The organism is Sphingopyxis panaciterrulae (assembly GCF_014199295.1).
In the GTDB taxonomy this organism is placed as follows: Bacteria; Pseudomonadota; Alphaproteobacteria; order Sphingomonadales; family Sphingomonadaceae; genus Sphingopyxis; species Sphingopyxis panaciterrulae.
In genome coordinates this window covers 683,859-698,592 of sequence record NZ_JACIJH010000001.1, presented here as the reverse complement: position 1 = coordinate 698,592, position 14,734 = coordinate 683,859, and the positions used below count along the sequence as shown (strand labels likewise).

The window sequence follows — 14,734 nt, the reverse complement described above, 5'->3', positions numbered from 1 at the left end:
ATTCCCTCTTGGCTTCCAAGCTAGGCAGTCGGCGGCCCCGGCTCAAGCCCCGTGGAGGGCAAATTCGCCTTGGCGGCCAGCAAGACGGGCTTGTGCGGATCGAGGATCGCATCGTCCAGACGGATCAGCTTCGGTCCCGCCGTATAAAGCAGCGCCGTCTTGACCCGCCGCCCCGGAAAGATGGTGGCGAGCGCGTCGCGATAGGCGGCCATCTGCCGCAGATAAGCGGGCGCGACGTCGGAAGCGCCATCCGGCACCCGCCGCCCGGTCTTGTAATCGATCACCGTCACCACATCCCCGGCAACCAGCAGCCGGTCGACGATCCCCGCGACGACCAGTCCACCGTCGACGACCGCCGACAGCGGCACCTCGGCAAGGCTGCCGGGGCCGAACAGCGCCGCGTGCGCGGGATCGTCCAGCACCGCCAGCACCTCGCCGACGATTCCGGCGCGCGTCGTGTCGTCCAGCCCCGGCGCCTGCGCCGCCAGCCAGCGCAACGCCGCCGCGCGCCGCCGGTCGGCCGCGACCGGCGGCAGCCGCTCGAACAGCGCGTGGAGCAGCAGCCCGCGCTCGACCGCCGCGACGCGCGCCGTCCCCTGCGGCGGCACCGCGACATCATCCTCGCCCAGCGCCGAAGGGGCGAGCGGGCGCGGCGGGCGTGCCTCATCGGGCGCGGGGGCGTGCGCCCATCCGGGCAGCGCCAGCGCCGGCGCGGCGACCGTCACGGCCTTTTCCGGGCGCGCCCATTTGCCGGCGTTGGCGCGGTGGACGCGGCGCCGGCCCCAGTGCGGCCCCCCCTCTTCCCAATCGCACCCCATATCGGCCAGCACCGCCTCGGCGGCGGCGTGCCAGCTCGTTTCGGGGACGCTGCGGTCGGGCTTCTTGGTTACCCCCGCGACGACGAGTATCTCCTCGGCGCGCGTCATAGCGACATAGAACAGCCGCCAATGCTCCTCGGCCGCGGCGCGGGCGGCCGCCTCATAGGCCTCGGCAAGCGCGCCGTGCCGCTCGTCGGCGGGCAGCGCGAAGACGGGCAATTGCTCCCACCCCGCGACGTCGACGGTGAAGGGCCGGTGGCCGATCGCGGCATCGTCGGTCGCGTCGGCGAGGATGACGATCGGCGCCTGCAACCCCTTCGATCCGTGGACCGTCATCACCCGCACCACGTCGCTGCGTGCCTCGGTCTGGCGCTTGATGTCGGCGCCGCTGCCCGACACCGCGGTCAGGAAGCCGAGCAGCGACACCGTCTCGCGCGTCTCGAAGGCCAGCGCCTGGCTGAGCAGTTCGTCGATCGGGTCGCGCGCCTCGCGCCCCAGCCGGGCGTATAGCTTGCGCCGCCCGTCGATCGGCCCCGACAGCAAGGTTTCGAGAAAGCGGAACGGCGTGGTGAAGTCGGCCATGCCCAGCAGGTGGCGCAGCGCCTCCATCGTCGCAGCAGGCAGTTCGCCCTCGGCCCCGCGCAGATGCTCCCAGATTGCGGCGCGGCCCCGCGCGCGGGTGCGGGCATAAAGCTCGTCCTGCGTCCAGCCGATCAGCGGCGAGACGAGCAGCGCGGCGAGATTGAGGTCGTCGAGCGGCTGCACCGCGAAGCGCATCGCGGCCATCAGATCCTGCACCGCCAGCGGCTGGGTCAGCGCGAAGCGGTCGACCCCCGCGACGGGCACATGCAGCGCCTGAAGCCGCGCGACGATCCGCGCCGCGAGGTCGCGCCGCCGCCGGACGAGGATCATGATGTCGCCCGGCGCGACCGGCCGCCCGTCCTTGCCATTGGCGATCCAGTCCCGCACCTCGTCGGCGATCGCGCGCGCCAGCCGCATCGAGGCGGGATCGGAGGCGGGCGCCGATCCGTCGCCGCCTTCCGCCCCGCCTTCTTCGGCGTCCGCATCGTCGGCCTCGGCATCGAGCGCCTTGCCGACCGGCAGCGGCGCCCACAGCTCGACCTGCCCCGCATGGGCGTCGCGGAACGGCCGGTGCGGCGGCTCGTCGCCGTCGAGGCCCATCATCGTCGCACCGCCGGCCGCGAGCCAGGCGTCGGCGACCGCGAGCACCGCGGGGGTCGAGCGATAGTTGGAGACGAGATCGACCTGCCGGAACGCCTGCCCCGCCCGCTCGCCAAGCGCGTGGAACAGATCGCGCGCGGTGGCGAAGGCTTTGGGATCGGTGCCCTGAAAGCCAAAGATCGCCTGCTTGCGGTCGCCGACGGTGAACAGCGTGCGGATGCGCTCGGCATCGCCCGGCGCCACCGCGAAAAACTCCTCGGCGAGCGACAGGACGATGCCCCATTGGCGCATATTGGTATCCTGCGCCTCGTCGACCAATATATGGTCGGTGCGCTGGTCGAGCTTGAAGCGCACCCATTCGCCGAAGCGGCTGACGCGCAGCAGCGTGCCGGCAAGGGTGATGAGGTCGTCGAAATCGGCCAGCCCCGCCTCGCGCTTGGCGAGCGCATAGGCTTCGGCGAAACGGCTCCCCAGCGTCCACGCCACCGCCAGCTCGTCGGCGACGCGCATCGCGGCGGCGGTGCCGAGCAGCTCCTGCACCGCCCCGGCGATGCGCGCTGCGCTGTCGATGCAATCGGTCATCCTCCCCTTGTCGCCCGCGAAATCGGCGCGCAGATCGCCCTTGCCGGTCAGAAAGCAGCCGAGCAGTTCGCCCAGCATCGCGGCGCGCGCCTCGGCATCGCCCATCAGCCAGCCGACCATCACGTCGGAGCAGGCGAGCCCCGTCTTGGTCCCCCACGCCGCCCCGCTCGCCGCGACCGCCTTGATGTCGGCATCGGCGACGGTGCCCGCCGCCACCCGCTCGCGGATCCACGCATCGGGGTCGCCCGGCGGCAGGCCGAAAGCGTCGCGCAGATCGTGCGCCGTGGGCGGCAGCAGCGCGCGCGGCCCGCCGAACGCCGCGGCGCAGCGCGACAGGAAGGCCAGCGCCGCATCCGGCCCCAGCCGCCGCGACAGCATCGCCGCGGCGTCGCCATTTTTCCCCCTCCCCTTCAGGGGAGGGGCAGCGAGACCTGGTTCGGCGGAGCCGGACCTGGTCGCAGCGGGGTGGGGGCCATCGGCCTTGCGCAAGGCCGATGGCCCCCACCCCTCCCCCTCCCCTGAAGGGGAGGGGCTTTCCAGGCTTAACAGTTCGCCCAACACCGCGCGCTTGAGCGCCTCCGCCTCATCCTCCTCGATGGCGCGAAAGCCGGGCAGCAGCTTCGCCTCGAGCGGAAAGCTCGCGAGCAAAGTCTGGCAGAACGCGTGGATCGTCTGCACCCGGATCGCGCCGCCGGGGCTGTCGATCACCGTGGCGAACAGCGCGCGCGCGCGCTTCATCAACGTTGGAACGCCGCAATCATAGCCAAGCCGATCAAGATCGAAGCCCAGCGCCTGAAGGTCGAGCCGCAGGTCGCCGTCGTCCATCCGCACCCACGCCGCGAGCCGCTCGTGGATGCGGTGTGCCATCTCGGCGGCGCCCGCCTTGGTGAAGGTGATGCACAGGATCGCCTCGGGCGACACGCCGTCGAGCATCAGCCGCAGCACGCGCGCCGACAGCACCTGCGTCTTGCCCGTCCCCGCCGACGCGCCGAGCCAGACATGGCTTTCGGGATCGGCGGCGGCGCCCTGCCGCGGGTCGAGCGTCGCGAGGCCGCGGGGCTTGTTCATCGCTCGCCCTCCCCGCGCCCAAACCATTCGTCGCGGCGCATCAGCTGGTCATATTCACCATAGCCCGCCGCTTCGCCCGGCACGAACGGCGCATCGCCGAGCAGGAAGCGCCCGGCAAGGTCGGTCAGCGCGTCGGCGGCATGGCCGATCGCCTCCTCGACGCTCTTCAGCCCGCTGCGCAGGCCATAGGTGCGCGAGATTTTTCCGGCGCCGTCGGCGCGGCGGTCGGGACGCAGGCTCCAATATTCGAGCGCGGCGACCGGCGCCGCCGCGACGCCCTCGATCCCGCCGGTTTGCGCGATCAGGCCGAGCAGGCCGAGCTGGTTGTCAAGCTTGTCGAACGCCGCCTTGGCGCTCGGCGCGCCGCCCGATTTATAGTCGACGATGGCGAGGCGCCCCTCGGCGTCGCGGTCGATGCGGTCGGCCTTGCCGTGGAGGGTCACGCCGTCCGCCGTCCTCTCGCCGCGCATCTCGACCCCGACCGGTTTGCGCCCCTCGGCCTCGGCCACCTGCGCCGCCGCCCAGCGCAGCGCAGGTTCGATGCGCGGCAGCCAGAAGGCGCGGTCGAGCGCGTCGAGCGCGGGGTCGGCGGCGAGCGCGGCGAGTTCGGTCTCGAAACCCTCCGCCGTCGCGCCGCCGCGCACCCAATGTTCGAACAATTTATGCACCCGGGTCCCGCGCCAGCGTGGGTCGGGGGCGGCGCTCAACGGGTCGAGCGCCGACAGGCCAAGCATCTGATTGGCATAATAGGCAAAGGGATCGCGCGCCAGCCGGTCGACCGCAGTGACGCTGATCTTGCGCGGGCGGTCGGCGGCGGGCGGCCGCGGCGCGGGGCGCGGCGCCGGCTGCGGATCGCCCGGCGGCACGTCGAGTCCGGCCGCGAGCCGGGTCAGCGGTACCCCGCCGGGCCTGGGTTCGGGCAGGTCGCCCGCGAGCGCCGCGAGCCGCAGCCAGAAGCGCGAAGCGACCGCCGGGTCGCCGCCGCTGCGCTCTGCGCGTGTCACGACGATTTCCCGCCCCCCGAGCGCCCCGGCGAAGTCGTGCGCCGCCATTCCCTGCTGCCGCTCGGGCGCGGGTAAGCCGAGCAGGCGGCGGATGCCTGGGGCGAGCCACGGATCGGGCTGGGTCGCGGCGGGCCAGCGCCCCTCGTCGAGCCCGCCGAGGATCATGCGGTCGGCGCGCTGCAACCGCGCTTCGAGCAGCCCCCAGATGAACAATCGCGGATGCCCGCCATAGGGCGGCCGCACGCTGGCCTGCGCGAGCAATTGCCCGAGCATCGCCGGGAAATCGGCCGGATCGACGAGCGCCGGCCCGTCGCCGCGCGCGAGCGCCCATTGGTCGAACAGCCCGGCGAGCATCCGCCCCGCCGGCCCCGCCCAGACGGCATCGCCGGTCAACCATTCGAGCGCGTCCTGTAACGCCGCCAGCAGGACGGCGGGGGGCGTCGGACCCGCCGCGAAGGGCGCGAGCGCCGCGCCCAGCGCCGCCGCCACCTCGTCCCACCACGGCCGAAGCTGCGTGGCCGGCCCGTGCCCGCGCGCCTTCGGGTCGGCGGCGCGCTCGGTTATGCGCGCGCTCACCCCATCCCAGCCGGGCCGCAAGCCCGGCTCGCGCAGGATCAGGTCGAGCCGCCGTACATGGTCCAGCCACGCCGTCCGCTGTTCGCCCTTGCGGACCAGCGGGTGGCCGAGCAGCGACACCAGCGCCACCGGGTCGAAATCCGCCGCCAGCTCGGCGAGCAGCAACAGCAGCGCGCCCGGCGGCGTGCGCGACAGGGGCTGTCCGGCGCTGTCGTCGACCGACAGACCCCAGCGCGCGAGCGCCGCGGCGACGCGCTCGGCGAGCGCCCGGTCGGGGGTGACCAGCGCCGCGGTGCGTCCGGGCGTCTCGACCGCCTCGCGCATCAGCAGCGCGATCCCCTGCGCCTCCTGCCCGTCGTCGGCGAAGACCGCGCCCGATAGTCCCGCGGTCGCCGCCGACAGGTCGCCCGCCGCCTGCCACTTGGCCGTATAGTCAGCGGGCGCGAAGAGCAGCGAGACGAAGGGCGTGCGCGCCTCCGTCCCGTCGAAATCGGACGTCGCATCCCATTCGATCACCTCGTCGCGGCTCGCGTTCATGCGGTCGAGCAGCAGCTTCAGATGATATTGCGGATGGGTTTCCAGCGGGCGCGCCGGATTTTCAGGATCGGGCCGCGTCGGGCCGAGCGCGTCCCACTCCTGGGCCGCCATCGCCCGGTCGAGCCCCGGCAGCACGACCATGCCGCGCTCCAGATCGGCAACGGTGCGCAGCAGCCGCGCGATCGCGGGGGCCGCGGTGGTGATTCCCGCCGCGACGGTAAAGCGCGCGGGCGGCGCGCCGCGCCATCCCGCCGCCACCCGGTCGAGCAGGCGGCCGCGCCGCTCGGCGCGGTCGATGCTGCCGGTGCGCGCCAGCACCCCGGGCCAATGATCGACGAGCAGGCGCAGCCGCCCGAGCGATGCCTGCCAATGGCTGGCGAAGGCGCCGAGGTCGAGATCGACCAGGGCGGCGGGCCGAACCTCCTCATAGTGAAGCTGGTCGATCACCCGCGCGAGCCCGTCGGCGAGCTGGAAGGCGGCGGCGCCCCGGATCGGCGCCTCGCCGTCGGGCGTGTGGCGCTCGATCAGTTCGGCGAGCAGCAGGCGGCGGCGCAGCGGGTCGATCGCGGGCGGAATCGGATCGTCGTCGATCGCGTCGAGCATCAGGCCGACCGATTCGTCGAGGTCGGCGTCGCCGATCACCGCGAGCCGCGGCATGAGCAGCCCCTTGCCGCCCGCGCGCACGAACGCCGCCTGCACCGCGCCGCGCGCGCGATTGCTCGGCAGCAGGATCAACCCTTCGGCCAGCCCGAGCGCCCCATCGGCAAAGCGCGCGATCAGCCCCGCGACGAACGCGTCGGCGAACGCCCGGTGGACCGGGATGGAGAAGATGGCGGGTTTCGTCATGAATTCCGTCATTGCGAGCGCAGCGAAGCAATCCAGAGCGGTTTACGCAAGCCCTGGATTGCTTCGCTGCGCTCGCAATGACGGGGATGGAAGGTCAAACCCCGCCCAACGCCGCTTCGGTCGGCGCGATACGTCCCGGCGTTCCGACGTCGAACCATTGGCCCATGTGCGACACGCCATAGAGCCGCCCCGCGGCGATCGCGCGATCCCACAATATATTGGTCGAAAACGGTCCCTCGGGCGCCCCCTCCAGAAAGCGCCGCGAGACGAGCTGGACGCCGGTGTAGACGAAAGGGGCGACGCGCCCCGGCCGCCGCCGCGACAACCGCCCTGCGGCGTCCATGTGGAAATCGCCGCCGCCGCCATGGCCCGATGCGCTCGCCTGCCGGATCAGCAGCAGCAGCGCGTCCATGCGCTCCCCATCCCAGTGGCGGGCAAGGTGACGGATGCTGTCCTCGGGCCCATCGGTCCAGATATTATCGCTGTTGACGATCAGGATCGGATCGCCGGTCAGCAGCGGCAGCGCCCTGACCATCCCGCCGCCGGTTTCGAGGAGCTGGCTGCGCTCGTCGGAGATCGCGATGCTGAACGGCCGTTTCTGCGCCGCGAGATGCGCTTCGAGCGCGTCGGCGAGATAATGGACGTTGACGACGACATGGCCGATGCCCGCCGCCTCGATCCGGTCGAGGCTGTGGTCGATCAGCGGCTTGCCCGCGACGCGCACCAGCGGCTTGGGCCGCGTCGCGGTCAGCGGCCGCATCCGCTTGCCCAGCCCCGCCGCCATCACCATCGCGCTCTCGATCCTTGCGCTCACGCCCCCTGCCCCATCCATGCCGCCGCCCGCCTCTCGGCGGAAACATTCGCATCGAACCATTGCCGCACGGGGACAAGCGCCGGATGCGCGAGGTCGCGTTCGAGCAGCCCCCACATGCGCGGCTGGAACTGGCGGTATCCGGGCTTGCCATCGCGCTTCCACAGCCGCACGAAGACACCCAGGATGCGGGTGTTGCGCTGCGCCGCGAGCGCCCAATAGGCGGCGCGGAACGCCTCGTCCTGCCCGGTCGCCGCGATATAGCGATCGAGCATCGCCGCCTCGACCGCCGGCGACACGTCGCGCCGCGCATCCTCCAGCACCGAGGCGAGGTCATAGGCGGGATGGCCGATCAACGCGTCCTGGAAGTCGAGCAGGCCGTAATGCGCGATCCCCTCGCGCCCCGGCACCAGCATGATATTTTCGGCATGATAGTCGCGCAGCACCGTGACCCGCGGCAGGCCGTCGGCCGCGACCGGCGCCAGCACCGCCTCCCACGCGGCGCGGAACGCCTCGCGGTCGGCGGCGATCTCCAGCGCCGGACAATACCAGTCGGTGAACAGCATCACCTCGTCGAGCCATTGCTCGAGCCCGTGGACCGGCAGCCCTGCCATCGGCGGCCGCGCGTGAAGGTGGACGAGCAGGTCGGTGACGCCGGCATAATGCTCGGCCTCGGCCTCGGGCCGCGCGTCCATCGTCTCGCGCAGCCGCACATCGCCGAAATCCTCGATCAGCAACAGCCCCTTGCCGAGGTCGCGCGCCAGAATCTGCGGCGCGCTCAATCCGCAGCCGCCCAGCCATTCGGCGATTGCGATGAAGGGGCGCGGGTCCTCGTGGGGCGGCGGCGCATCCATCAGCACCGCCTGCCGCGCGCCATCGCGGACGCGGAAATAGTGGCGGAAGGAGGCATCGCCGGCCAGCGGCGAAATCTGCGCGTCGCCCCAGCCATGCGCGGCGAGAAAGGCAGGCGCATGGTCGGGCGGAATCATCGGAGCGGCCATCGCGCTTCCCAAGCGGGCGGCACATCGGCTGTCAAGACGCGCGCGCTGCCGCTGCCCGAAATCGTCAGCGCCAATGCGTCGGGCCACGCCTCGCCCCCCAGCCGCTCGGGCCATTCGATCAGCAGCGCGCCGTCATGGAGATAATCGTCGAGCCCCAGTTCGATCAGTTCGTCCGCCGCCTCGATCCGATAGAGATCGACGTGCGCGATCGCCAGGTCGACCTCGGGCGGCGCATAGGGCTGGACGATGGCGAAGGTCGGACTCGGCGCCTCGCCCGCCATCCCCCGCGCCTTGAGCATCGCGCGCGCCAGCGTCGTCTTGCCCGCGCCGAGATCGCCCGCCAGCAGCACCACGTCGCCGGGCGTGAGCGCCGCGCCGATGGCGCCGCCGATGCTGTCCGCCTCGGCAAGGTCATAGTCGCGTCGATAGTCGCTCATGCGCGGCGCGGCAGGCTCACGCGCACCAGCGTTCCCTGCCCCTTTTCGCTCATCACCTCGATCGTCCCGCCGTGCGCGGCGACGAGCTGGCGGGCGAGCGCGAGCCCGATGCCCCCCGCCGCGGTTCCTGCCTGCTGCCCCCGCGTCACTGCGGCGATCGCGTCGGGCATGCCGGGGCCGTTGTCGGACACGACGATCTCGATCCCCTGCAGCGTGCCCTCGGCGTGCAGCAGCACCCGTCCGCCCGAGCGCCGCGCCGGCGCGGTGTAGCGGATCGCATTGTCGAGCAGCCCGCCGACCAGCCGCCCAAGGCGGGGCGCATCGCCCTCCACCGTGCCGAGCCCGTCGCCGAGCTGACCGACGAGCTCGATCCCCTCGCCGTCCGCGAGCCCGCGCGCCTCGGCCAGCGCGCCGTCCAGCAGCGCGCCGACATCGACCGGCGCGCGCTCGATCGCCAGCGTCCCCGCCTCGCCCTGCGCAAGGTCGAGCACATTGTCGATCTGCCGGGAAAGCACCGCGACCGATTCCATGATCGCATCGACATAGCTCTGCTGCTGCTCGGCGAGCTGGCCCGCATAGCCCGCGCGCAGCATCTCGCCGAAGCCGCCGATCGAGGTCAGCGGGGTGCGCAGCTCATAACTCATCCGCGACAGGAAGGCGGTCTTGACCTTGTCGGCGGCCTCCAGCGCCTCGTTGCGCTCGCGCAGCGCGCTTTCCATGCGGCGGCTGTCGGTCACGTCGAGCATGATGAGTAGCGCGTTGCCGTCGGGCAGCGGGATCGAGGCGAAGTCGAAATGGCGACCGTCGGCGAAGCGGATCTGCCCGACGCGCTGCGTGCGTTCCAGCGTCGCGGCGCGGATCACCTCCTGCACGGTGCTGATCTGGTTCGGCTTGGCGAGCCGGTCGGCGAGCCCGCCCATCAGCGCATCGACGCGCGGATGCGCGGCGAGTGCCGCCTCGTCGACCCCCCACAGCCGGCGGAAGCGCTGGTTCCACAGGTGGAGCCGGCCGTCGGGCGCGAAGACCGCGACCGCCTCGAACAGATTGTCGAAGGTCGCGGTGCGCACGCGCAGCAGCGTATCGCGCGCGCCGGCAAGCTGGACCTGCTCGGTGCGATCCTCGGCGATCAGCAGCAGGCCGCCGTCAGGAGTCGGCTGGGCGACGACGCGCAAATGGGTGCCGTCGCGCAGCAGCCACTCCTCCTCGCTCGCCTGCGGCAGCGCGAACCAGTCGACATGCGCCTGCCGCCATTCGGGATAGTTGCGCACCTCGGGCGTCCGCCCGCGCTCGCGCCATGCGTCGAGCAGCCGCGCCAGCGACTGCCCCTCGGCGACGTCGTCGGCCTCGACCTCGAACAGGCGGCGGAAGGGCAGGTTGGCGAACACCAGCCCCTGGTCGGGGCCGAATTGCGCGACCGCCGCCGACAGCCGGTCGAGCAGTTCGCGTTGCGCCTCGGCGAAGCGGCGATGCGCGCCGCGTTCGCTTTCCAGTTCCTGCACGTCGATCGCATAGCCGGCGATACCGATCGGCCGGCCGCCCTCCGGCGCCAGCGGCACGTCGACGACGCGCATCATCCGCCGCTCGCCCTCGATCGTCACCGGGACGGTACGAAGCTGCGCCGCGCCCTCGGCGCGCGCGCGGTCGGCGGCTTCGGCGGCACTGACCCCGGCGACCGGCTCGCACAGTTCGATCCCGCCATCGATCACCGTCGCCGCGCCCGGTGCCTCGACCGCGCGGACATAGGCCCGGTTGACCAGCGCGAGCCGCAATTCGGGGTCGCGGAACCACATCGGGAAGGGCGCCGCCTCGATCAGCCCCGACAGCGCCTCGAACGCCGCCATCGCCTCGTCGCGCTCGCGCCGCGTCCGGGCAAGCGCCTGCTCGCCGGCGGTCGCGTCGCTGAGCCAGAGGAGGACGCCGCCCGGCCCGCCGACCGCGACCGGCGCCGCGGCGCCGTGGATGACGAGGGTGCGGCTGCCGCCGCGCGGAGTCAGGCTGAGGGTGAAGGGCTTGGCGCCGCGCTGCGCGCCGATGATCGCCTGACGCAGCGCGTCGAGTTCCTCGCGATCGAGCCCGCCCGCATCGGCGCCCTGGCCGATCCCGCCAAGCTCGTCGAAATCGCGCACCCCCCGGTCGAGCCCGAGCCAGCGCCCGAGCCGCTCGCTTGCCTCGACCCGCCAGTCGGCGCGCACGATCACGGGCAGATAGGGCGATGCCTCGACCAGCCCGGCGAGCCGCTCGGTCTGCGCCGCGACGAAGGCCGAGCGGCGCTGCATCGCGATCCCGCGCAGCACCGCCCACAGGCCCGCGATCAGCCAGAGCGCCGCGAACAGGCCCAGCGCGAAGAGCGCCCCCGGCGAGGCGGTCATCGGTGGCGACCGCCGGACGGCGGGAAGCAGGGCAGGTGCGGACCAAGCATCGATCCGCCCTATCGACAGTCGGGGGGCGTTTCAATCGTCCGGCGCCGGAACGCCCGAAGCCGGCGCCGGCATCGCGGCAGGCTCGCGCCGACTGCGACAGATCGGCCACAGCGCCGAACAGAACCGCTGAACCGGCGCTTAACGCGCTTGACTTGGCACCAAAGCTTTGGGAGCGTGCGAACCATGGCAGGTCCAACGGCGCTCAGATGCCGGACGACTTGACGTTTTGGTAAGGCCAATTGGGCAAGATCGGCCTTCAACAGGAAACCGGGGAATACATCGATATGCAGAATATGAACGACGTCGCGTCGCGCTTGCGGCGGAATCTCGGCTTGGCGAGTCTGTCGGCGATGGCCGTCATGATGGCGACGCCCGCCCTCGCGCAGACCGAGGATGCGGCCGCCCAGGATGGCGAAACCGCCACCACGCCGACGCCGGCTCCCGACGATTCGATCGTCGTCACCGGCTCGCGCATCAGCACCCGGACGCCGTTCAACAGCCCCGATCCGATTTCGGTGATCAGTCCGGCGATCGCGGCGAAGGAAGGCAAGTTCGACCTCGCCTCGACGCTCCAGAGCTCGCCGATCGCGGCCGGTTCGACCCAGATCACCGCCGCCATTTCGTCGAACTTCGTGACCAACGGCGGCCCGGGCGCGCAGACGATCGACCTTCGCGGCCTCGGCGCCAATCGCACCCTCGTCCTGCTGAACGGTCGGCGCGCCGGCCCGGCGGGCACGCGCGGCGGCGTGTCGTCCTTCGACCTCAACGTGCTCCCGGCCTCGATCGCCAGCAGCGTCGAGATCCTCAAGACCGGCGCCTCGTCGGTTTACGGGTCGGATGCGGTCGCGGGCGTGGTCAACATCAAGACCAAGACCGACGTCGACGGGCTCGAACTCAATTTCAACACCTCGGTGCCGTTCGACGGCGGCGGCGAGCAGTATCGCGCCAGCGCGGTGTGGGGCAAGACGTTCAGCCGCGGCCATTTCCTGATCGCCGCCGACTATACGCACATCAAGGAACTGGCGCGCGGCGACCGCAGCTATCTCGCCTGCCCCGAAGCCTATACGTTCCGCGAGGACGGCAGCCGCGCCGACCTGATCGACCCGCGCACCGGCAAGCCCAAGTGCGAGGATCTGGCCTGGGGGCATGTCTGGACCTATAATCCGCGCAACAATCTGCAGCTCGACGGATCGGGCGGCCCCAACAGCGGCATCGACACGTCGATCAACGGCGGGACAGTGCTGATGCAATATCAGTATCCGGGCGAGACGCTGGGCATTCCGACCTATGGCGCCCCGTCCTATCCGGGCGACATCGGCATGCCCGCCGGCTGGTTCCCGGTCGGCTATAATGCGGCGACGCTGGCGGTGCAGAATAATTACCACCCCTTCGTCGAAGAACAGTCGATCATTCCCAAGACGACGCTCATCACCGGCTATGCCGAGGGGTCCTACGAACTGACCGACGAGGTCGAGGCGTTCGGCGAATTCCTGTTCAACCGCCGCAAGACCTATCAGAACGGCTGGCGCCAGTTCTGGAACTTCGGCTTCACCGGCGACATCTACAACACCGGCAACGCCATCGGCGCCGGGACGATCTGGGCGCCGGGCTGGGTCGGCTACAACTTCGTCAGCCCGACCGGCATCACCAACCATGCCGACAACAGCCAGAAGGTCGATTATTATCGCGGCGTCTTCGGCCTGCGCGGCCAGGCGCCGGACGACGCAGGATTCTTCGGCGGCTGGCGCTGGGAGGTCTATGGCCAGTACAGCAAGAGCATCGGCCGCTATCGCAGCGAGCAGATCCTGCAGGATGTCTATGACGCCGGCTCGTTCCAGACCGCGTCCTGCGTCGGCCAGACGCTGCCGGTCTCGGGCAAGCAGTGCATGGACCTGCCGTGGATGGACCCCTTCTTCCTGCGCGGCGAGATGACGCCCGAGCAGGTCGCGTACATGTTCGAATGGGAAGAGGGTAAGACCGTCTATACCCAGAAGACGGTCGAGGCCTCGGTGTCGGGCTCGCTGTTCGAGCTGCCGGCCGGCCCGGTGGCCGTCGCGCTCGGCATCAACGGCCGCGAGGACCGGATCAACGACGTTCCCGGCGAGCTGACCCGGTCGGGCAATGCCTGGGGTGCGTCGACCGCGGGAATCACCGCGGGCAAGAGCTTTACCAAGGAGGCTTTTGCAGAGCTCAACATCCCGCTGCTGGCGAACCGGCCTTTCTTCGAAGAGCTGACCCTCTCCGCCGCGGCGCGCGTCACCAGCGTGAAGGCGACGCGCAAGTCGGACGGCACGTTCGACGAGGATAACGGCAACTGGACCTACAAGCTGGGCGCCAACTGGGCGCTCAACGACTGGCTGCGCTTCCGTGCCAGCTATGGCACCTCGTTCCGCGCCCCGGCGCTGTTCGAGCAGTTCCTGGCCGACGAAACCAGCTTCCCGACCCAGGGTCGCATCGACCCCTGCATCAACTGGGGCACCGGGCTGGCGCAGGGCACGACGTCGCAGCGGGTCGCCGACAACTGCGCCGCCGACGGCATCCCCAGCAACCACACCGGCACTGGCGTGACGGCGACGGCGGTGTCGCGCGGCGGCCTCGGCAAGCTGGAAGCCGAAACGTCGAAGGCACTGGTCGTCGGGACGGTCCTGACCCCGCGCTTCTCTTTCCTGCCCGATACGACGATCAACCTCGCGGTCGATTATTTCGACATCAAGGTGAAGGGCGAGATCGCCCAGCTCGGCGCGGCGAATATCCTGTTCGGCTGCTATGATTCGGAGAATTTCCCGAACGAGCCGCTGTGCGATCTGTTCACTCGCGGACAGAATAACGCGCCGAATAATGTCGACATGGTCTTCGACCAGTTCGTCAATGTCGCGCGGCAGCGCAACAGCGGTGTCGATGTCGAGCTCAACCTGCGCCACGACCTAGGCAACGCGGGTCGCCTGTCCTTCACCGCGGGCATGACGTTTCAGACGAAGGACGATTTCCAGCTCCTGCCGACCTCGCCGACGACCTCGGACAATGGCGAATCGGGTTCGCCCAAGTGGGTCGGCGATTTCCGCGCCACCTGGGAAACCGACGGCGGCTTCACCCTCTTCTATGGGATGAACGTCATCGGCAGCACGTCGGATGTCGGCGATTTCCTCGACCGCAACGGCGGCGATCCCTGCCTCGACTCCTTCCGCCCCGACGATCCGAGCGTCCCGCTACGCGGCCGCTATTGCCCGAAGCTGAAGGCGCCGACGACCTTCTATCACAATGTGTCGATCACGCAGGAGATCGCCGACCGGTTCGAGATCACCTTCGGTATCGCCAATCTGTTCAACACCCGCCCGCCGCGCGTGTCGGTGCTCAACGGCGGTCAGATCTCGACCCTCGGCCCGGTCATCGTGGCTTCGCAATACCCGTTCGACGGGCGCCGGGCGTTCCTGAACATCAAGAGCAAGTTCTGA

7 protein-coding genes are annotated in these 14,734 nt (G+C 70.8%); 1 reads left to right on the top strand and 6 read right to left on the bottom strand.

The genetic code is table 11. From position 1 onward, the window contains the following. Positions 1-20 precede the first annotated feature (20 nt). The 6 genes from FHR21_RS03310 to FHR21_RS03285 all read right to left on the bottom strand — a co-directional run bounded on the left by FHR21_RS03310 (position 21) and on the right by FHR21_RS03285 (position 11,231). Positions 21-3,650 (bottom strand): UvrD-helicase domain-containing protein, encoded by a 3,630-nt coding sequence (locus FHR21_RS03310; protein WP_184095242.1) that lies wholly within the window; start codon positions 3,648-3,650, stop codon positions 21-23. Next, positions 3,647-6,613 carry a double-strand break repair protein AddB gene (gene addB / locus FHR21_RS03305; protein WP_184095240.1) on the bottom strand — a complete coding sequence of 989 codons (2,967 nt, stop codon included), beginning with the start codon at positions 6,611-6,613 and terminating at the stop codon, positions 3,647-3,649. Before addB ends, FHR21_RS03310 begins: the two co-directional genes overlap by 4 nt. A gap of 94 nt (positions 6,614-6,707) precedes the next feature. Further along, the gene (locus FHR21_RS03300) at positions 6,708-7,427 is read right to left on the bottom strand and encodes a nucleotidyltransferase family protein (RefSeq protein ID WP_338113036.1); all 720 of its coding nucleotides are present in this window, start codon (positions 7,425-7,427) and stop codon (positions 6,708-6,710) included. Next, complete coding sequence (locus tag FHR21_RS03295) at positions 7,424-8,425, bottom strand: aminoglycoside phosphotransferase family protein (protein WP_246427006.1); 1,002 nt, start codon at positions 8,423-8,425, stop codon at positions 7,424-7,426. The genes FHR21_RS03300 and FHR21_RS03295 overlap by 4 nt, the downstream gene beginning before the upstream one ends. Further along, positions 8,410-8,862 carry a tRNA (adenosine(37)-N6)-threonylcarbamoyltransferase complex ATPase subunit type 1 TsaE gene (tsaE, locus tag FHR21_RS03290; RefSeq protein WP_184095235.1) on the bottom strand — a complete coding sequence of 151 codons (453 nt, stop codon included), beginning with the start codon at positions 8,860-8,862 and terminating at the stop codon, positions 8,410-8,412. The genes FHR21_RS03295 and tsaE overlap by 16 nt, the downstream gene beginning before the upstream one ends. Continuing rightward, the gene (locus tag FHR21_RS03285) at positions 8,859-11,231 is read right to left on the bottom strand and encodes a PAS domain-containing sensor histidine kinase (RefSeq protein WP_184095233.1); all 2,373 of its coding nucleotides are present in this window, start codon (positions 11,229-11,231) and stop codon (positions 8,859-8,861) included. Before FHR21_RS03285 ends, tsaE begins: the two co-directional genes overlap by 4 nt. Positions 11,232-11,575: 344 nt before the next feature. Between FHR21_RS03285 and FHR21_RS03280 the strand changes: the two genes are divergently transcribed. Continuing rightward, positions 11,576-14,734 (top strand): TonB-dependent receptor domain-containing protein, encoded by a 3,159-nt coding sequence (locus tag FHR21_RS03280; RefSeq protein ID WP_184095231.1) that lies wholly within the window; start codon positions 11,576-11,578, stop codon positions 14,732-14,734.